Here is a 20327-nt window from a genome sequence, read left to right as displayed (position 1 = left end):
AGATATCCACAGCCTGTCCACAAAAACATACAATTTGCCCTCACCAGCTTGGGTTTTGTATGACACCCCAGAGCAGACAGGGGACGGACATGAACGAGGTCACAAGCTTCAACGCCACAGGCGTCGAAGTCGAGCAAGCGGAATCGATGCCGCATTCCATCGAGGCTGAGCAACAGCTTCTGGGTGCGATCCTGACCAACAACGACGTCTACGACCGCGTGGCCAGCATCATTGGCGCACAGCATTTCTATGATCCCGTCCACGCCCGCATCTACGAGACCGCCGCCGCACGCATCGCCAAAGGCAATCTGGCCTCCCCCGTTACACTGAAAGCCTTTCTTGAAAGCGACGAGGGCCTAAAGGAACTTGGCGGCCCCGCCTATCTAGCTCGCCTCGCCGGTGCTGCGATCAGTAGCTTCGCCGTACGCGACTACGCCCAAATGATCTATGACATGGCGATCCGGCGCGAGTTGATCACTCTGGGCCATGACATTGCAGGAAAGGCGACCCGGGCCGAAATCGGATCAGAGCCCAAGGATCAGATCATCGAGGCCGAGCAAAAACTCTATCAGCTCTCGGAACAAGGCCAAACCGAAACCGGTTTCCAGTCCTTCCTTAAAGCCGTAACCGATGCCGTAAATGTGGCCAATGCCGCCTATCAACGTGAGGGTGGCCTCGCGGGTGTTTCTACCGGCTTGATTGACATGGACGGCAAACTTGGCGGCCTGCACAAGTCGGACCTGTTGATCCTTGCCGGTCGTCCTTCGATGGGGAAGACCTCGCTGGCCACCAACATCGCCTTTAACGTGGCCAAAGCCTACAAACGTGGCACCCTGCCCGATGGCACCGAAGGCGCAATCGAAGGTGGCGTTGTCGGCTTTTACAGCCTTGAAATGAGCGCCGAGCAGCTGGCCGGCCGGGTTCTGGCGGAAGCCTCGGAAATTTCCTCGCATAAAATCCGTCAGGGCGATATGGACGAAGTTGAATTCCGCCGCTTTGTCGAAGCCGCCAAAACGCTGGAATCCTGTCCGCTGTTCATCGATGATACCGCCGCGATCCCAATTGCCCAGCTGGCCGCGCGTGCGCGTCGTCTGAAGCGGACCCATGGTCTGGATCTGCTAATCGTCGACTATCTCCAGCTGGTTCGTGGTACATCAGACAACCGGGTGCAGGAGATTGGCGAGATTTCCATGGGCCTCAAGGCCATCGCCAAAGAGCTCAACATCCCGGTCATCGCTCTGTCCCAGCTTTCACGTCAGGTCGAGAGCCGCGACGACAAACGCCCGCAGTTGTCAGATCTGCGGGAATCCGGTTCCATCGAGCAAGACGCCGACGTGGTTATGTTCGTGTTCCGTGAAGAATACTATGTCGAACGCGAAAAACCCTCTGACGAGCGACTTGAGGAAATGGCGGAATGGCAGGAGAAAATGGCCCGTCTGCACGCCAAGGCCGAAGTCATCATCGGCAAACAGCGTCACGGTCCCATCGGCACAGTTGAACTCAGTTTCGAGAGCCAATTCACCCGCTTTGGCAACTTGGTCAAACCTTGGCAACAGGCTGCTGGGGATCAGGAATTTTAAGCGCCTTAAGTCTGTCATATTTTATCAGTAATTCTGTCAAATCGATTCATTCTTGTTGATTTGGGGAAGCATAGATATGAACCGTCGCTCTTTATTGGCTGGTGGCACAACGGTTGCAGCCTTCTCTTGGCTGGGAATTCAGACGGAAGCACAATCTCCAACCTCACTCTGGGTTCCGCCAGAAGAATTCCCCCACGCGCTGACGTTCATGCAGTGGCCTGCCAGCAAAGTGATCCACCCAGATCCGGTCTTTCTGGACATGTTGCGCGGCTCAATCGCTGACATTGCCAACGCGATCGCCGAATTTGAACCCGTAATCATGCTGGCAGAACGCAGCCTCCATAAGCAGGCCAATAAATACCTATCATCCAAGGTGCAACTTTGGGATATCCCGACTGAGGACCTCTGGTGCCGCGACTCCGGCCCCCTCTTCGCGCAAAAGGATGATGGCACGTTGGCCGTCAGTCACATTCAGTTCAACGGTTGGGGCAGAAAACAAATTCACCAGCGCGATGGCCAAATCGCTGCGGCGATTGCTGACCGCCTCAGCCTCGAGCTTATTCCTAGCGGCCTCCAAGGAGAATCCGGTGGTGTGGAACACGATGGACACGGGCTGTTGATGGCGCATGAAAGCTCTTGGGTGAACCCGAACCGTAACTTGAATAAGACCCGAGAAGAGGTCGAGGAAAAACTTCTCCGCGCCTATGGGGCTGAGCGCATGATATGGTCAGCCGGTGTTTGGGATGAAGATATCACCGACTATCACATCGACAGTCTGGCGCGCTTTACCGGTCCTGGCCGGGTTCTTATCAACATGCCGGACCGCCCTGACATGCGCGATCCATTTCATGTGGCCGCCCTGGAAACCCATGATCAGCTTGTCGCTCAGGGATTGGATGTCACCGTGATCCCCGAACCAAATCAACGCCGGGTCAAAAGCATCGACTTTGTGGCGTCCTATGCCAACTATTATGCCTGCAATGGTGCGATCATCGCCACCGAGTTTGGCGACCCAGAAACTGACGCCATCGCGGTTGATGCACTCAAAGCACATTACCCCGGACGAGAGATTGTCACCTTGTTCGTTGATCCGCTTGGCGAAATTGGTGGCGGGATTCACTGCGCTACGCAGCAGCTCCCTGCCGTCTAACAAAAGATTTCGAATTCACTCAGAACGACCAGCCCCCGGTCGAGAATGCAAGAACCAGGCTTCCAGCGACAACACAGATGCTGGCAAGCCGGATGACGTTGGAGTGCTTTGGCTTCGCAGCAACCGGTGGGGCAACCTGCACTTCTTCGACCTCAATCGGACGAGCATTCGCTACATGATCGAGAAATTGCTCGATATCAAAGCCGTTCCAATTCTGTGACAAGACAGAACGGTTACTCACAATGACCTGGGCTAGGCGATTGACACAGTCGGACCGACCAACCTCTTCGCTGGCCAGATAACACCCCTCGGGAGCTCCGGAATCGTATACATTCAGGCCAAAGCCCGCATTCAGAAATACTTGCCTCACTTCGTCATCGGCATTTTGCAACGCCACGGCCAAAGCCGGATCACGAAACATGGCGACCTTTTCTTTGCTTTGTCCTCCCATGCCCAATTCGTCAAAAGCATTCTCAAATTCCTGCTTCATCTCATCTGGCACGACCGAGAACATGTCGAAATCATACTTGAAACTCATGGCTTCTCTCCAAGTCACATCGCAAAAGGACATAATTTATCAATCAGACGACAATTTGGCGGCAATGTGGATATTTTGACCGTATTGTGGCTGTGATAGAGACAAGCACTAGCTCAATTCCCCCTTGACCTTACGCGCTGCCATGTCAAGAACAGCACCATGAGCAGTGGACTACTTACAATTGATCTGGGCGCGGTCTGCGCCAACTGGCGCGCGCTGGACACCGTGACCCGCGCAGAGACCTCTGCTGTAGTCAAAGCCGACGCTTACGGCCTTGGGATGGCACGCGTCGCCCGTGCTCTTGCGACAGCTGGCGCTCGCACATTTTTTGTCGCCAATGCTGAGGAAGGCGCTGCCCTGCGACAAGCGCTAGGCCCCGGTCCTGCAATTAATATCTTGTCTGGGCACATGCCCGGCGACACGGATATGATCGGCGATCTCGAACTGGTACCAATGCTCAATTCGGTGGACCAGATGATCCGCCATGTTGAATCTTTACCCGGCCATTCCTTTGGCATCCAACTTGATACCGGCATGAACCGATTGGGCATGGAGCCTTCAGAATGGTCCGCCGTTCGTGAAATCATGTTGCAGATGAATCCACGGCTGATCATGAGCCATCTGGCTTGTGCTGATGAGCCAGATCACCCCATGAACCAGCACCAACTCTCGGTTTTCAAAGAGATGACAGATGGTCTGAATACGCAAAAGTCACTTGCTAATACCGGCGGTATCCTGCTGGGACGCGAATTTGACTTTGAACTGACCCGTCCCGGCATCGGCCTCTATGGTGGCCACCCATTTGACGAGGCACAATCGGTCGTCTCGCTGGATATCCCCGTCATCCAATGCCGCGATCTGGAGCCGGGTGAAAGCGTCGGCTATGGGAATAGCTTTATCGCCGAACGTCCTACACGCATCGCCACGATTGCGGCAGGTTACGCCGATGGCATTTTGCGTGCGATTTCATCTGGCGCCACGCTTTTCGCGAATGAAATCGGCTGCCCCCTCGCCGGGCGTGTTTCCATGGATATGATCGGCGTGGACGTCACAAAGCTAGATGAAGATCCGAAATCTCTGCGTTTGCTTGGTGCGGAACAATCAGTTGATGATCTGGCCGATTGCGCCGAGACCATCGGTTATGAAATCCTGACCTCACTGGGGTCGCGCTATACACGGCGGTACATCGGTATATGAGTTATATCCTTGGTTTTCTGGCCTCTTTGGGGCGCCTCACGCTCAATGGGCTGGCCGCATTGGGACGTCTGACCACTTTTGCAGGTCAGACTTTCATGCACATTCTGCGCCCTCCTTACTATCCGCGCGAACTGCTGATTGCACTGTTACAGATCGGCTGGATGTCTCTTCCTGTTGTGGGCCTCACCGCCCTTTTCACCGGTGGTGCTTTGGCGCTGCAAATCTACGCTGGTGGTGGGCGCTTCAATGCCGAGGCGGTGATGCCGCAAATCGTGGCCATCGGCATGGTGCGCGAGCTTGGCCCCGTCCTTGTCGGCCTGATGATTGCCGCGCGTGTGACCTCTTCGATCGCGGCTGAAATCGCGACTATGAAGGTGACCGAGCAAATCGATGCCCTCGTCACGCTGTCCACACATCCGATGAAATACCTCGTCGCGCCGCGTGTGCTGGCCGCGCTGATCACAGTGCCTGTTCTGGTGGCTGTGGGCGATATCATCGGCATCATGGGCGGCTTTACCGTTGCGGTGCAGAACCTTGGCTTCAACCCAGCCACCTATCTGCACAACACTGTCAATTTCCTTGAGATGCGCGATATTGTCTCCTCGCTGGTCAAGGGCGCAGCCTTTGGCGTCATCGCCTCCCTCATGGGCTGCTACTTCGGCATGAACTCGGGCCGGGGTGCCCAAGGCGTGGGCCGCGCCACCAAAAGCTCGGTTCAGGCGGCTGCCGTGCTGATCCTTGCCGCAAACTTTGTTCTTACAGGGGTTTTCTTCTCGCTATGATCAGAATGGAAAACGTCCACAAGGCCTTTGGCCCCAACCACGTCCTGCAAGGCGTGAACCTTGAGATTCCCAAAGGCACCTCGATGGTAATCATCGGCGGTTCCGGCACCGGCAAATCCGTCACGCTGAAATGCGTATTGGGCCTCATTCACCCCGACAGCGGCAAGATCACACTGGACGACGAAGACGTCACAAAGGCCGACCGCGATGCCTTCCTTGCCCGCTTTGGCATGCTGTTTCAGGGCGGCGCGTTGTTCGACTCCCTGCCCGTCTGGCAAAACGTCGCCTTCCGCCTGCTGCGTGGTTCACTGAAACGCCCCAAGGACGAAGCCCGTGAAATCGCGGTCGAAAAACTACGCCGCGTTGGTCTCAAGGCCGATGTCGCCGACAAGTTCCCCGGCGAGTTGTCCGGCGGCATGCAAAAACGCGTGGGTCTGGCCCGCGCGATTGCGGCCGAGCCCGAGATCATCTTCTTTGACGAACCCACCACCGGCCTTGACCCGATCATGTCCGGCGTGATCAACGACCTGATCCGCGAGATCGTGGTCGAAATGGGCGCCACCGCCATGACCATCACCCACGACATGTCTAGCGTCCGCGCCATCGCCGACAACGTCGCCATGCTGCATGACGGCGTGATCCAATGGACCGGCCCCGTGGGCGACATGGACCAATCCGGCGATCCCTACCTAGAGCAATTCATCCAAGGCCGCGCCGAAGGCCCGATTGAGGCGGTGCGTTGAAGAATCCGGACAAGGATTTTGAATCTATTAGTCCTATTCTATTCTGTGATATCTCAAAGCAATATTTATTGGCGGCACAGATTATTTGGAATTCTGAGTTTTCGGGTAAAAATCCGTTTTTTTGGAACAAGCCGATGATATTGCGCCCTCTTTCGCAATTACTCGGGGTAGCAATTGAAGCTTCTTTAAAGGGGCTGATTTCATCACGGGGCGACAAGCCGCCCAAGACCCATTGTATTTCGAAGCTTTTTCAAGACCTTGCAGATACCAAACTCGAAGCTGCAATTAATCTTAAACTGCGAGGCATGGTCCTTCCGGAGGAGGTCGCCATAAACAACCCTAACCTAGACAATGAAGAACTAAAAAAATTATACCGACAACTCAAAACGCATATCGAATTATTGGACTTAGTTTATAGTAGGCCATTCGTCTCCAGATATCCTATTCTCGGAGTCCATAGTATGCCTGACGTTCCCGCGTTGATCATAATCGCGGAAGAATTCCAAAATAGATTAGATATTGAAAAATCGAACTGGGTGCCCAATCAAACCTGATCCTCTTTCATCTGACCAAAAATATCTCGGGGGAGTCGCGCCTTGGCGCGGTAGGGGCAGCGCCACCACCTTGCACCCCTCGCCCCATGTGATTAGATCGCGCTCATGATCCTGCGCTATGCCAACCTTGCCCTGCTGATCCTTTTCCCCATCGCGTGGTTTGCCCCGCTGATGCGCGCAGGTGTCCTACCGCTGTTCGGCCTGTCAGAAATCAGCGTCATCTCGGGGCTGCAATCTTTGTGGAAATCTGACGTTTTCCTCGCCCTTGTGGTCACCGCCTTCGCGCTTTTTGCACCCTATATGAAAACCATCGGCCTTGCCCTGATCCACTTCCGCCTGATGCGTCGCCGGGCTCTGCCAGCACTGCAAATTCTTGGCAAACTGGCCATGGCAGACGTTTTTCTAATCGCGCTTTACATCACTATCAGCAAGGGCATCGGTGTCGGTCGGATCGAGGTCGCGTGGGGTCTCTATCTGTTCACGGCCTGCATTCTGGCCTCGATTCTCATCGGGTTTTTGACCGAAAAGAAAAAACACTAGGCAACTAATTTTCATTAAATATTAACCGCCTAAGCCTATCCTCACGCGTTTTCACGCAGTTTTCACGCCAAAATAAGCGAAAAATTGCTATATTGAGCATGGTCGTTTCTGTGTACGGAGGGCGCCATGAATAATAACCAGTCAATTCAACCAACACTTTTTTACGTTCAACAGATTTTTCAACGCGTGGCTTTGCTGGCCTTAATCCTGATCACTGCCATCTTACTTGGTGCCACAGTTTTGGCTGCCGTGGGGTTTCTTCCCTGGCTCAAATTTGAAATGAACTACGGCACGTTAACAATTGAAAATGCGGGAATGTTTATGCAAATCGCCGCAACCCTATTTGCGCTTTTGTTATGCTTCTTCGTGCCAACAAATACCCGTGTCATGCAACTCGAAAATTCGCACCGCTCCTTCACCATCGGCATGCAGGATGTGGCACAGGCCTATGCGGTGGCCCACGCCAATGATCGCGCCAATCTTTTCAGCCTGTCTTCCGAATTTGACGCTGTACGTGAACGCATGAATTTCTTGCGCAACCATCCAGATCTGCAGCAGCTAGAACCCGGCGCGCTCGAAGCTGCAGCGCAAATGTCCCATGTAAGTCAGGAACTTGCAGACACTTATTCAGATGAAAATGTCGCGCGCGCGCAAACTTTCCTAACACAGCGCCAGCAGGAAATGGACACATTCAACACTCGTCTCGAACATGCCAAGCAGATCAGCAGTGATCTTAAACATTGGCTTCACGAGGTCGAGATGGAAGAAAGTGTTGCCGCAAGTCAACTCGCTCGTTTGCAAGAGGAGTTGAACGAGGTTCTGCCCAAACTCAAACGCGCCGTCAAACCGCGTAGTGATGGCACAGTGATCAAAATTCCCCGTCACGCCGCCGAATAGGTATTTGACGCCCTCGCCCACATCGGGCAAGAGCAGGACATGGCAAAATCAACCACTGTCTTTTCCTGCACCGCCTGTGGCGCAACCCATTCACGCTGGTCTGGTCGTTGTGATGCTTGTGGTGAGTGGAACACGATTGCTCAGGATGCGCCACTTTCAACAGGCCCGTCCTCTAAATCGCTTGGAAACAAACGCGGCACGCCGATCACTCTCAGCGATTTGAACCATGACGAAGCTCCGCCTCCGCGCAGCCATTCCCGCATAGGCGAACTGGACCGTGTCCTCGGAGGCGGTCTGGTTCCCGGCAGTGCAGTGTTGGTCGGCGGTGACCCCGGCATCGGGAAATCAACACTTTTGCTGCAAGCCGCAGCGAAATTCGCCCAAACGGGCTTGCAAACCGTCTACATTTCCGGCGAAGAGGCCAGCGCACAGATCCGCCTGCGCGCCCAACGTCTTGGTCTGGGCGACGCTCCGGTCAAACTCGCTTGCGCCACCGCCCTGCGCGATATCCTGACCACGCTCGAGGCGGAAAAGCCGCAATTGGTAGTGATCGACTCCATTCAAACCATGTGGGCCGACACGGTCGACAGCGCGCCCGGTTCTGTCAGCCAGGTCCGGGCTTGCGCCCATGAGCTAACAACATTCGCCAAACGCACTGGTACATCTGTCATTTTGGTCGGTCACGTCACCAAAGAGGGCCAGATCGCAGGCCCCCGCGTCGTTGAACACATGGTCGACACGGTGCTTTATTTTGAGGGCGAGCGCGGCCATCAGTTCCGCATCCTGCGCAGCGTTAAAAACCGATTTGGCCCCGCGGATGAGATTGGTGTCTTTGAAATGACCGGTCGCGGTCTATCTGAGGTCACCAATCCATCTGAACTCTTTCTTGCGGGACGTGGTACCCCGACCCCGGGTTCCGTGGTCTTTGCTGGTATCGAAGGCACCCGTCCTGTGCTGGTCGAGATGCAGGCGCTTGTCGCTCCCACCCCGCACGCGCAACCCCGTCGCGCCGTGGTTGGCTGGGATGGCGCACGTCTTGCGATGATTCTCGCCGTACTCGAGGCCCGCTGCGGCATCCCTTTTACCGGCCTCGATGTCTATCTCAACGTTGCTGGCGGCATCCGCATCACCGAGCCTGCCGCCGATTTGGCCGTCGCTGCCGCGCTTTTGAGTGCGCGGGAAGATGCCGCTTTACCTGCGGAAACAGTGATTTTCGGTGAAATCAGCCTTTCAGGGGGCCTCAGACCGGTCTCGCAGACCGAAAACAGGTTGAAAGAGGCGCAAAAACTTGGTTTCACCTGCGCAACCATTCCGTCGGGCGGCAAACCCGGAGGTACGGCCGGTTTGAAGTTGACACAGATGGGTGAACTTCAGATGTTTGTGAATGACTTAGTCGGTGCGGATCAACCGCCCAAAGGGACAGGATAATACCATGGAAGGTTTCACCATCATTGACGGCGTTGTTGCGCTTTTCATCGTCATGTCCGCCCTTTTGGCCTATTCCCGCGGTCTGGTCCGCGAAGCCCTCGCCATCGCAGGCTGGGTTGTTGCCGGTATTCTGGCGTTCATCTTTGCGCCACAAGCTTACCCGCTGGTCAAAGAAATCCCCGTCCTCCGCGATATCATCGGTGACAACTGCGAATTGGGCATGATCACAGCGTTTACCGGTGTGTTTGTGATTGCTTTGATCATTTGCTCCTTCATCACACCGCTGTTTTCGTCTGTGGTACAGCGCTCAGTTCTGGGTGGTTTGGACCAGGGGCTGGGCTTCCTCTTTGGGGTTGCACGCGGCGTTCTATTGGTCGCCATCGCTTATTTCGTTTACGAAACCGTTGTGACATCGCAAAGCATCGAAATCATCGACGACAGCCGGTCAGCACGTGTGTTCTCTAACCTGACCTCCAAGGTCGAAGAAGGCGACCCAGAGCAAGCGCTAGGCTGGATCACGCAGCAATACGAAGAACTGGTTGCCGTGTGTGACGCCCCAGAATAGGGCCATATCTCTCGGCCACTTACATGTACCAACCATCATACTGAATGATATCAACACCCGTCTGGACGGTTTGCTGGAGTTTGCGCGTCCGAGATTCCGCGTAACGCCCCCCACTCCGACACACGGCCGTTCATTTCCTCGTGTGCAGTCAATTCTGGGTCTGTCAAATTAACCTTCTGCCATGATTTGCATCTGATACAGGTGCAGTATCCACTAACCAAATTTATCTCAGTCACGTAACGCCTACGATTTCGTGATTTGAAGTGTCCAATTTTGAGCAATAACTACTTGTATCATGGCATATTAATGTGCTTTCAGGTCGATCAACCTGCTCTGGGGACCGGCAAAACTATTTTCGATCGAGGGAAGAACATGGTTGCTCAATCGTTTGTTGCATTTAACAGCAATAACTTTGTCGTCACATCAAGCTCCAGTTCGGGCCTTGTAGGTAACGGAATTATTAACAACTCTGACACGCCCGACGGCACCGTTTTTCTTTATTCTGCCGGTAGCGGAACGGAGATAATAGTCGATGATACCAATTCTGGTGCAAACGCCGACATATTCGGAGATGACGACACGGCCAATCATAGCATTATTGACGGTGGCGGAATCGTTGCAAACGGTACTCCGGTCGAGGCGGAGTCCCGCATTTTTGTACAGGCACTTGATATAAACGGTGCACCAACCGGCCCAACCATAACGGTCACTGTATTTTCGCAAAATGGTCAGTTTGGCGATGTTTGGGGTTTTTCCACAGATATCCCTCTCGTGGACGGCGTATCTTACATAAAAACCAGCGGCAGCAATACCGGGTCAAGTTCCTACGACAGCTTTGTTACCTGTTTCGGCAGCGGCACTCTGATCCGAACCAAGAACGGGGCAAAGGCAATTGAAACGCTATCCGTTGGAGAACAGGTTTGGACAAAGGACAATGGACATCAGACGGTTCGTTGGATTGGACGCACACGCGTTGACGCTCTCGGCGCGTTTGCCCCCGTCGTATTCGCACCTGGAAGCATTGGCAATGACCGGGAATTGATCGTATCTCAAGAACATCGGATGCATCTAAAGTCGGCCATGTCGGAATTGCTCTTTGGCATCGACAACTGCCTTGTTGCCGCCAAACACCTATGTCGCCTGCCCGGTGTCAGCCTGCGCGAAGGCGGGATGGTCGAGTATTTTCATCTCATGTTCGGCCGTCATGAAATAATCTCTGGCAACGATGTGCTGAGCGAAAGTTTCTTTCTCAGTGAAACTTCGGTTAGTGCGATTGAGCAAGTCCAACGCGCTGAATTGCTGTCGCTTTTCCCGGATTTAGCCACGGGTATGCAAACGCAGGGAGCCACTGCAACACTCACGCTCAAAGCCCATGAAGCGGCCCTACTCATGGCCTGTGCTGCCAATCAAAACATCAGTTTAACAACCACAGCAGCGTGACCCTCCTCTCGGACAGCCTGCCCCTCCTCTCGGAAATGTTACATAATGGTTATGTTTTGATGATCCTCGCGTGACATATGCTATATTACCCCTTATGAGAGGCGCAAATACGCAATCGGAATCGGAGCTGCTCCCCGTGTCCTTAGAAATGCCCCCCGCCCATCCCTTTGACGATGATAAACTGCGGGAGGAATGTGGCGTATTCGGCGTTATCGGCGTCACAGATGCCGCTAACTTTGTAGCCCTAGGCCTGCATGCCCTGCAACACCGTGGTCAAGAGGCGGGCGGCATTGTCTGCCACCATCCTGAACATGGTTTCAACTCGGCGCGCCGGTTTGGGTATGTACGTGACAACTTCACTAAACAATCCCTGATGGAAACCCTGCCCGGCCCGCTGGCCATTGGGCACGTGCGCTATTCGACAGCCGGTTCAAAAGGCGCGGCGATCCGAGACGTGCAGCCGTTCTTTGGCGAATTTGCCATGGGTGGCGCGGCCATTGCTCACAACGGAAACATCACTAACGCCGATGCGCTGCGTCGCGAACTGATTGAGCGTGGTTCAATCTTCCAATCCAGCTCGGACAGCGAATGCATCATTCATTTGATGGCGCGCTCACTACAGCGCACCATTCCAGAACGTATGGAAGACGCCCTGCGCCGCGTCGAAGGTGCGTTTTCTGTCGTGGCCATGACCCGCACGAAATTGATCGGTGTGCGTGATCCACTGGGGGTCCGCCCACTGGTTTTGGGTAAAATTGCTGATGGCTATGTGCTCAGCTCGGAAACCTGCGCGCTCGACATCATCGGAGCACAGTTCGTGCGCGAAGTTGAACCCGGCGAAATGGTGGTGATCACCGAGAAGAAGGGTGTCGAAAGCCACTACCCCTTCCGCCCAGCCAAATCCCGGTTTTGCATCTTTGAGCACGTCTATTTCTCTCGCCCCGACAGCATCATCGGCGGTCGCAGTGTCTATGAAACCCGTCACCAGATCGGCGTGGAACTGGCCCGCGAAACCCCGGTTGAGGCGGATCTTGTCTGCCCGGTGCCTGATAGTGGCACACCGGCGGCGATCGGGTTTAGCCACGAATCCGGCATCCCATACGCAATGGGGATCATCCGCAATCAATACATGGGCCGGACCTTTATCGAGCCGACCGAGCAAATCCGCAACATGGGTGTGCGCCTTAAGCTGAACGTGAATCGCGCCCTGATCGAAGGCAAACGCGTCATTCTGGTTGATGACAGCGTCGTGCGCGGCACCACCAGCCGCAAGATCAAGGACATGATCCTTGATGCGGGTGCGAAAGAGGTCCACTTCCGCATCGCCAGCCCACCAACCGCCTGGCCGTGCTTCTACGGCGTGGATACGCCCAACCGTGAAAAACTTCTGGCGGCGACCATGTCCGAAGAGGAAATGCGCGAACATCTGAACGTCGACAGCCTCAAGTTCATCTCACTGGATGGGCTCTATCGCGCTGTAGGCGAGGCTCAAGGCCGCAGCCCCTCATGCCCGCAATATTGTGACGCCTGCTTCTCCGGAGAGTATCCTGTCGCCCCAACCGACATGATCAACAAAGGTTTTGAACTTAAAGCCGCAGAATAAAGCAGCGCCCCAATCACATTGGGGCGTGTAGATGGCTGACGATCCACTCCAGTTTCGCCCGCACCACTTTCTGTGTTCGCTTGGGTTTCAGGGCAAAGGCTATTCCGACGGCTTCACTGCCAATATGGCCGACATTGTTGTCGGCCAATTGCGCGCCCCGGGTGGCGATGACACGCAGATCGAAGTCATCGGCCACACCGATTCCATCTGCGCCCCCTGCCCTAAACGGCGCGATAAACTTTGTGAAGATCAGGAAAAGATCGCCACGCTCGACGCCCGTCACGCCCGCGCGCTTGGCGTATTTGTGGGGTCGTCTCTGACATGGGGCGAAGCCAAGCGCCGCATCGTTAAACGCGTTCCGCCTGGGTCCCTGACGCAACTCTGCAAAGGCTGTCAATGGCTAGAGCTTGGCCTCTGTGAGCGTGCACTGAAGGCATTGCACGACGAAAAAACAGGGCAGTAAAGCTGCATTTCGAAGAAACGGGCGGGCACATTTTTTTTCGATAGCACTCGCGTCCCGCACAAATCTTCAAAATGGGTGTGCTTGCCAAGCATCATACCACAGCTGGGACACGATGATCGGCAATCAATAAATCATTGTAATTGAAATATAAATATGTTGGACTTCGATACAAGACATTAAAGAACTGAGCTATTTAATAATCCGGTCAACCTGTCTCTTTGCCAGCAGGGTACTTGTTGATGTTCGACCAAGCGCAAAGAGGAAAGATTAGACGATGCCTCAAACTGCCTCCAAAAAACTAAGCGTGATGACGTTGGCGCTTATGACCGTGGCCGCCGTAGTAAGTCTCCGAGGGTTGCCACTCATGGCAACCGAAGGCTTAAGCATGCTGTTCTACATCGGCTTTTGTGCAATTTTCTTTTTAATCCCGGCTTCGCTTGTTTCTGCGGAATTGGGTGGTGCGTTCTCGGATACTCAAGGGGGCGTGTATTCTTGGGTCTCTGCTGCTTTTGGCCCGCGCTGGGGTTTCGTCGCGATCTGGTTGCAATGGATACAGAATGTGGTTTGGTATCCGACCGTTCTAGCGTTTGCGGCCGGAGCGCTCGCATATCTTTTCCTAAAACCTGAAATGGCCGGCCTCGGATGGTTCAATACCGTAATTATTCTGGTGATCTATTGGGCCGCGACCTTCATGACCCTTCAGGGCGCAGGTTTCGCCGCCAAGATGACCAAGTGGTTTATGTTGCTGGGCACAGTCCTACCCGGATTGCTCATCATCGGCCTCGGTATCGTTTGGGTGGCACAAGGTAATCCCATCGAATTTCTGAAAGAAGCGGACCCAAGTGGAACAAGTATTTCAGAAGAACTGTCCCATGCGCGTCTGTTCCCACATATAACCGGATTAAGCAGCATCGCTTTTCTTGGGGGCATCTTGCTGCTGTTTGCAGGGATCGAAGCCCAAGCGGTTCATGCCAATGATCTTGCCAATCCCTCACGCGACTATCCCAAATCCATGTTCGTGGCTGCGATCATCATATTCGCGTTGTTCACGATGGGGTCTTTGGCTGTGGCGGCGGTAGTCCCTGCTGACCAGATCAGTTTGAACGCAGGCTTGATGCAAGCTTTCGAAAGTCTGCTCACCAAATTCGGGTTGCAATTTTTCACACCAATCATCGGCCTCTTCGTTGCTTTCGGTGCGATTGGCGGCGTCATGGCATGGATCGGCGGGCCCAGCCGTGGCCTGCTGCAAACCGCGCAAGAAGGTGAAATTCCACCGTTCTTGGCCAAAACAAATCATCATGGTGTTCAGGTTACAATTTTGATGGTTCAAGGCGCCATCGTCACTGCCCTGGCAATGATCTACTTGATCTTCACAGACGTCAGCGTGGCCTTTTTTGTTCTATCGGCAATGACAATCGCACTTTACCTGGTGATGTACATGCTCATGTACGGGGCCGCGATCAAACTGCGCAAAACCCGACCTGACCTGCCAAGAACCTACAAGATACCTGGCGGAATGGCGGGCATGATCGCTGTCGCCGGCGTTGGTTTCATCGCTGTCTTCTTCGCGTTTGTGGTCGGGTTCTTCCCTCCCGCACAATTAAAGGTTGGCAGCCCAACAACCTATGTCGCGCTCGTCGCTGGCGGATTGATCGTATTCGTCGGATTGCCACTTTTGATCAATGCCTTCAAAAAGCCAAGCTGGCGCCAATCGCAAGGCTGAACTCTATCAGTGGCAAGAAGCGCCACTCGAACACTTGCTCAGGAATTCTTTAAGAAAGGAAGTTCGTCATGACCCTTTACAACGCAGATAAAACTGATTTGCGAAGCGACGTTCTTGATGACGACTACGCCTCAGAGGATCTGGCACGGGATTTACCGAAATTCTCATTTCCCAACCATGAACGTAACCCAAGACATGTTTACGACGCCATCCATGATGAATTGATGCTTGATGGCAATTCGCGTCAGAACCTAGCCACCTTCTGCACCACCTGGTTAGAGCCAGAGGTTCGCGATCTCATGGCTGAAACTGTCGATAAAAACATGATCGACAAAGACGAATACCCGCAAACCGCAGCAATAGAAGAGCGCTGTGTGCATATGATCGCCGATCTTTGGAACGCCCCTCAATCCGCGCAAACAATTGGCTGTTCCACCACCGGGTCAAGCGAAGCCGCCATGTTGGGCGGTCTGGCCATGAAATGGCGCTGGCGCGACAAACGCCGCGCCGAGGGAAAACCCACCGACAAGCCAAACCTGATCTGCGGCCCGGTTCAGATCTGCTGGCACAAATTCTGCCGCTACTGGGATATCGAAATTCGCGAAATCCCAATGGAGGGTGATCGCCTCATAATGACACCCGAAGAAGTCATCAAGCGCTGCGACGAAAACACCATCGGTGTTGTCCCCACACTCGGGGTCACCTTCACCGGACAATACGAACCCGTGGCAGAGGTTTCCGCTGCATTGGACAATTTACAAGCAGAAACTGGGCTCGACATTCCCATTCACGTCGACGGTGCAAGTGGCGCATTTCTGGCCCCATTCTGTGACCCAATTCTTAAATGGGATTTTCGACTGGAACGCGTTGTGTCGATCAATGCCTCGGGCCACAAGTTCGGGTTGGCTCCGCTCGGGGTGGGATGGGTCGTCTGGCGTGATCAGGAGCACCTGCCTAAGGACCTGATCTTTGAGGTAAATTACCTAGGCGGCAATATCCCCACATTCGCGCTGAACTTTTCTCGTCCCGGGGGAGAAATCATCTGCCAGTATTATAATTTCCTGCGTTTGGGGCGTGAAGGGTACCGCAAGATTCAATCCGCCTGCTACAGCACCGCACAGGCCCTTGCCCACCAAATCGAAAAGATTGGTCCATTTGAAATGCTCTATGACGGCACCGGTGGAATGCCTGCTTTGTGCTGGTCCATCAAAGAAGGCGCAGATGTGCCTTATACACTTTTCGACTTGGCCGACCGGCTGCGCTCGCGTGGCTGGTTGGTGCCGGCTTATGCGATGCCACCCAATCGCGAGGATATGGCCATACAGCGGATTATCGTTCGGCACGGATTCGGCCGTGATCTGGCGGATCTATTGGTGGAAGATATGGTTCGGGCCATAGAACATCTGACAAAACACAGTCCCTCTAAATCTTTGGGTCGTGAAGATGCAACTGTGCACGACCATAGCGGTCGATAAGGGCGTCAAACGTAAGAAGATCACGCGTTTTTTGTTGCAGATAGGCAAAAGACGGGGGATGCCCCTTGATTTATGTCGTTAGGAATGAAATTTCCGGCGTTATGACAGATCAGAATCCTTCCCCAATTGCCCTAGTCACTGGCGCGTCTCGTGGCTTGGGCGCCGCACTGGCTGAAGAGCTTGCCAAAACTCATCACGTCGTAGCCGTTGCCCGTACGACCGGCGCGCTTGAGGAGTTGGATGATCGAATTCAGGCCGCAGGCGGCACCGCGACATTGGCCCCGATGGACATCACCCAACCGGACGCCATGGCGCAGCTTTGTCGTTCGATCTATGACCGCTGGGGCAGCGTTGATCTCTGGGCGCACGCGGCTGTGCACGCCCCGCCCATGGCCCCGGCCCCGCATATGGACATGAAAGACTGGGACAAAACCCTCGCCTGCAACGTCACCGCCATGGGCCGTCTGATCACCTTTGTCGCGCCACTCTTGGGCGAACAGGGTCAAGCGCTGTTCTTTGACGACCCCTGCGCAGGCGACAAGTTCTTTGGCGCCTATGGTGCCAGCAAAGCTGCGCAGATGGCATTGGCCCAAAGCTGGCAGGCGGAAACCGCCAACACCGGCCCCAAGGTGCATATCCTGACCCCACAACCAATGCCGACCGCCGTTCGCGCCCGGTTCTTCCCCGGTGAAAACCGTGATGGACTGACGTCTGCAGAAGCCGAAGCAAATCGCCTGTTGGCGCAGCTTTGACCTAAGGTCGCTCTTGCATCACGATCCTGTTACCCCATCTACTGTGGGTAACAGTCACAGGATGCACGACATGTCAGTTTCAAAAGCCCTCACCACCGCCCTCTTGCTGGGCCTCGCCTCACCCGCTGTGGCCAAGGACATGCATCTTGTGCTCGAACTTGAAACCCACGTAGATGACGAGGTGACCGAGGTTGTTTCGCTCTACGCCAGCGGCATTGACCCCAATAAACGCTCCGCAGATGACGCCTACCGGCTTGAAATCAACGGCGCGGAAGTGAACGTGCCGCAAGAATTGCTCGCCCAGATCAACAATCAGCGTCGCGGATATAGCTATGACACCCTAAGCGGTGGCATCGAAACAACGGAACCCCAAGCCATCTGTATGCTCGGCGGCCCTGCTGTGGGTGAAGTCCTGAAATCGCTCTACCTGACCTACGAAGATCATCAGATCACCGGTAGCGAAATACGCCCGGTCCTGTCCGAGGCAACAAACTGCCTGTTCACACTTGACATCAATCCATCCGAACAAAACGCCTACATGGCTGCAGTTAAAGCATTGGCTCAACTTCAGACGCTAAGGGCCGTGAACCAAGAATGAGCGACTGACGGGCACTTTACTCCCTATAAGAAAGTAGCAACTTTTGTGAATAGCAGCTTTGCGGGACAGAGCAAAAATTCGGTGTGGCTGCTCCAAGGTTTGATCCGTGGACCCCTGCAAACATTCACAGAACGTGCATCAAATGTAGCTTTCAACCGGGAATAAACGTGAGCCCCGCGAAAATCTGTGTTAAGATTTTGTTATGAAGTACAAAAAAAAGGAACTTCGCCCAATTCTGAAGACGATTACTGGAGAACGCCATGAAACCCGTTGTGCTCTTAGTAGGACGATTGCCAGATGTAATCGAAAATGTTGCTAAACAACTCGAAGACCTGCCAATCCAATGGCTTGGCGCGCACAATCGTAAAGAAGTAGTCAGGCAACTTAAAGCAGAACCGAATATCAGGTGTGTCGTCATAGGGGCGGGCTTGGATGATATTGTTCGAGGCGATTTGGTGGGCGTCATTGCGACCCATCGGCCAGATATTTGTATTCATCTAAAAGACCGAGCCTCTGGACCGGCTGGAATGGCGCCGTTTGTGCGCCGTGTTGTTTCTGTCGAAGCCATCCATGAAACGTCGAGCTAACCTGCGCTTGTTTTGCGAGGTTACGCCGACGTCTGAAATTACATCGCTGTAAGTCCGATCAGGGCTCCTTTCAGGCCTTCAATGCCCCCTTCTCCACCTGAGAATGGCCTTTTTCTCACACCTGCCCAAGAACTTTGCAGCTCGTCCCTTGAGACTTGCTCGTTTTGCTTCGCGCAGCTAGTACAAACCCGAGTATTGCAAGGACAAATCGTGCGCATCCTGATCACCAACGACGACGGAATTAACGCCCCTGGACTGGTGGTGATGGAAGAGATTGCCAAGGCCATCGCCGGTAAGAATGGCGAGGTTTGGGTCGTGGCCCCGGCGTTCGAGCAATCGGGCGTCGGCCACTGCATTTCCTACACCCAGCCGATGATGGTCTCGCAAATGGCCGAGCGTCGGTATGCGGTGCAAGGCAGCCCGGCTGACTGTGTGCTCGCTGCCGTCCATGACATCATGGTCGATACCCGCCCCGATCTGGTGCTGTCGGGCGTCAACCGCGGTAACAACTCGGCTGAAAACGCGGTCTATTCCGGTACTATTGGCGCCGCGATGGAGGCAGCCTTGCAAGGCATCGATGCCATTGCGCTCAGCCAATATTATGGCCCCGCCACCAAGGATCTGACCGATCAGTTTGAAACCGCCCGCGCCTATGGTTTGAAGACCTTGCGCCAATTGCTGGATCATGGCGTCTGGACAGATGACGATTATGGCATCTTCTACAACGTCAACTTCCCCCCTGTCCCGGCCAAGGACGTGCAGGGCATCCGGGTCGCCCATCAGGGATTCCGCCGGGACATGGGGTTTGGCGTCCAAGCGCAGCATTCACCCTCCGGGCGGCGCTTTCTCTGGATCACCGGCGCACCGCAGCAACAACCTACGTCCCAAGGCTCAGATGCCGACGTCAACCTTAAGGGCTATGTTTCGGTAACGCCTATGCGCGCCGACCTGACCGCCCATGATATCCTCTCCCCCCTCAAGGCGATTGAGCTATGAGCAACACTGAGGATATCGCCGAACGCAAAATGCAATTTCTCTTTGCGTTGCGCTCAAAGGGCGTCACCGACAAGCGTGTCCTGACAGCGATGGAAAACATCGACCGTGGTCCATTCATCCGTGGCCACTTTGCTGATCGCGCTTACGAGGATACACCGCTCCCAATTGCTTGCGGCCAGACCATCAGCCAGCCGTCAGTGGTGGGCTTGATGACACAGGCGCTCAAAATCAACCCGCGCGACACTGTGCTCGAGGTTGGTACAGGTTCCGGCTATCAGGCCGCGATCCTCAGCCAACTCGCGCGCCGGGTCTACACCGTGGACCGTTTTAAACGCCTGGCAACCGAGGCAGCGGCGATTTTCCGCCAACAGGATCTGACCAATATCACCACTTTAATCGCCGATGGCAGCTTTGGCCTGCCTGATCAGGCCCCTTTCGACCGTATTTTGGTCACCGCCGCTGCCGAAGACCCTCCAGGCCCGCTCTTGGCGCAGCTGAAAATTGGGGGTATTATGGTCTTGCCGGTTGGTCAGTCCAACACTGTCCAGAGCTTGATAAGGGTCACACGTTCCGAATTCGGCTATGACTATGACGAGTTGCGCCCGGTCCGTTTTGTCCCCTTGGTCGAGGGGCTGGGACGCGATACAGAATAATAATTGACCAAAAACAAAGAGCATTAAAGCCCCGGACAACAAAGGGCGCGTGACGAGGAATAG

General features: G+C 54.5%; 21 protein-coding genes. 20 read left to right on the top strand and 1 reads right to left on the bottom strand.

Going from position 1 to position 20327, the window contains the following annotated elements; translation table 11 throughout:
• Positions 1-89 precede the first annotated feature (89 nt).
• Both ROA7450_RS11550 and ROA7450_RS11545 read left to right on the top strand, forming a co-directional pair.
• The gene (locus ROA7450_RS11550; RefSeq protein ID WP_085805869.1) at positions 90-1580 is read left to right on the top strand and encodes a replicative DNA helicase; all 1491 of its coding nucleotides are present in this window, start codon (positions 90-92) and stop codon (positions 1578-1580) included.
• A 76-nt stretch (positions 1581-1656) separates the two neighbouring features.
• Positions 1657-2730, top strand: coding sequence for an agmatine deiminase family protein (locus ROA7450_RS11545; RefSeq protein WP_085805868.1), 1074 nt, complete (start codon positions 1657-1659; stop codon positions 2728-2730).
• Between the two features lie 19 nt (positions 2731-2749).
• Here ROA7450_RS11545 and ROA7450_RS11540 read toward each other — a convergent pair whose 3' ends face one another.
• Complete coding sequence (locus ROA7450_RS11540) at positions 2750-3268, bottom strand: hypothetical protein (RefSeq protein ID WP_085805867.1); 519 nt, start codon at positions 3266-3268, stop codon at positions 2750-2752.
• 159 nt (positions 3269-3427) lie between these two features.
• On the opposite strand from ROA7450_RS11540, the gene alr reads away from it, so the two are divergent.
• From alr to ROA7450_RS11450, 18 genes are all read left to right on the top strand, one after another.
• Entirely contained in the window at positions 3428-4465 is a 1038-nt protein-coding gene (gene alr, locus ROA7450_RS11535; protein ID WP_085805866.1) for an alanine racemase, read from the top strand.
• Positions 4462-5247: an MlaE family ABC transporter permease gene (locus ROA7450_RS11530; protein WP_085805865.1), complete on the top strand. Its 786-nt coding sequence runs from the start codon at positions 4462-4464 to the stop codon at positions 5245-5247. The genes alr and ROA7450_RS11530 overlap by 4 nt, the downstream gene beginning before the upstream one ends.
• Positions 5244-5990, top strand: coding sequence for an ABC transporter ATP-binding protein (locus ROA7450_RS11525; protein ID WP_085805864.1), 747 nt, complete (start codon positions 5244-5246; stop codon positions 5988-5990). Before ROA7450_RS11530 ends, ROA7450_RS11525 begins: the two co-directional genes overlap by 4 nt.
• Complete coding sequence (locus ROA7450_RS11520) at positions 5987-6544, top strand: HEPN domain-containing protein (RefSeq protein WP_085805863.1); 558 nt, start codon at positions 5987-5989, stop codon at positions 6542-6544. Before ROA7450_RS11525 ends, ROA7450_RS11520 begins: the two co-directional genes overlap by 4 nt.
• A 105-nt stretch (positions 6545-6649) precedes the next feature.
• The gene (locus ROA7450_RS11515) at positions 6650-7084 is read left to right on the top strand and encodes a paraquat-inducible protein A (protein WP_085805862.1); all 435 of its coding nucleotides are present in this window, start codon (positions 6650-6652) and stop codon (positions 7082-7084) included.
• Positions 7085-7210: 126 nt separating this feature from the next.
• Complete coding sequence (locus ROA7450_RS11510) at positions 7211-7981, top strand: DNA repair protein (protein WP_085805861.1); 771 nt, start codon at positions 7211-7213, stop codon at positions 7979-7981.
• Between the two features lie 39 nt (positions 7982-8020).
• Complete coding sequence (radA, locus tag ROA7450_RS11505) at positions 8021-9409, top strand: DNA repair protein RadA (protein WP_085805860.1); 1389 nt, start codon at positions 8021-8023, stop codon at positions 9407-9409.
• Between the two features lie 4 nt (positions 9410-9413).
• Positions 9414-9974, top strand: coding sequence for a CvpA family protein (locus tag ROA7450_RS11500; protein ID WP_085805859.1), 561 nt, complete (start codon positions 9414-9416; stop codon positions 9972-9974).
• Between the two features lie 372 nt (positions 9975-10346).
• Positions 10347-11414, top strand: a complete 1068-nt coding sequence (locus ROA7450_RS11495; protein WP_159454039.1) for a Hint domain-containing protein — start codon at positions 10347-10349, stop codon at positions 11412-11414.
• A 148-nt stretch (positions 11415-11562) separates the two neighbouring features.
• Entirely contained in the window at positions 11563-13017 is a 1455-nt protein-coding gene (purF, locus tag ROA7450_RS11490; protein WP_085805857.1) for an amidophosphoribosyltransferase, read from the top strand.
• A gap of 31 nt (positions 13018-13048) precedes the next feature.
• Positions 13049-13480 carry a DUF1284 domain-containing protein gene (locus ROA7450_RS11485; protein ID WP_085805856.1) on the top strand — a complete coding sequence of 144 codons (432 nt, stop codon included), beginning with the start codon at positions 13049-13051 and terminating at the stop codon, positions 13478-13480.
• A 274-nt stretch (positions 13481-13754) separates the two neighbouring features.
• A complete protein-coding gene (locus tag ROA7450_RS11480) occupies positions 13755-15203 on the top strand; it encodes an amino acid permease (RefSeq protein ID WP_085805855.1) in 1449 nt (482 codons plus the stop codon).
• A gap of 68 nt (positions 15204-15271) precedes the next feature.
• Positions 15272-16678 (top strand): glutamate decarboxylase, encoded by a 1407-nt coding sequence (gene gad / locus ROA7450_RS11475; RefSeq protein ID WP_085805854.1) that lies wholly within the window; start codon positions 15272-15274, stop codon positions 16676-16678.
• 101 nt (positions 16679-16779) lie between these two features.
• Positions 16780-17430: an SDR family NAD(P)-dependent oxidoreductase gene (locus ROA7450_RS11470; protein WP_085805853.1), complete on the top strand. Its 651-nt coding sequence runs from the start codon at positions 16780-16782 to the stop codon at positions 17428-17430.
• A 70-nt stretch (positions 17431-17500) separates the two neighbouring features.
• Complete coding sequence (locus ROA7450_RS11465) at positions 17501-18028, top strand: hypothetical protein (protein ID WP_085805852.1); 528 nt, start codon at positions 17501-17503, stop codon at positions 18026-18028.
• A gap of 260 nt (positions 18029-18288) precedes the next feature.
• The gene (locus tag ROA7450_RS11460) at positions 18289-18615 is read left to right on the top strand and encodes a hypothetical protein (RefSeq protein ID WP_085805851.1); all 327 of its coding nucleotides are present in this window, start codon (positions 18289-18291) and stop codon (positions 18613-18615) included.
• Positions 18616-18825: 210 nt separating this feature from the next.
• Positions 18826-19611, top strand: a complete 786-nt coding sequence (gene surE, locus ROA7450_RS11455; RefSeq protein WP_085805850.1) for a 5'/3'-nucleotidase SurE — start codon at positions 18826-18828, stop codon at positions 19609-19611.
• Positions 19608-20264 carry a protein-L-isoaspartate(D-aspartate) O-methyltransferase gene (locus tag ROA7450_RS11450; protein WP_085805849.1) on the top strand — a complete coding sequence of 219 codons (657 nt, stop codon included), beginning with the start codon at positions 19608-19610 and terminating at the stop codon, positions 20262-20264. The genes surE and ROA7450_RS11450 overlap by 4 nt, the downstream gene beginning before the upstream one ends.
• The last annotated feature ends 63 nt before the right edge of the window (positions 20265-20327 follow it).

Source organism: Roseovarius albus (genome assembly GCF_900172335.1).
In the GTDB taxonomy this organism is placed as follows: Bacteria; Pseudomonadota; Alphaproteobacteria; order Rhodobacterales; family Rhodobacteraceae; genus Roseovarius; species Roseovarius albus.
This window is presented reverse-complemented; position numbering and strand designations above follow the sequence as displayed.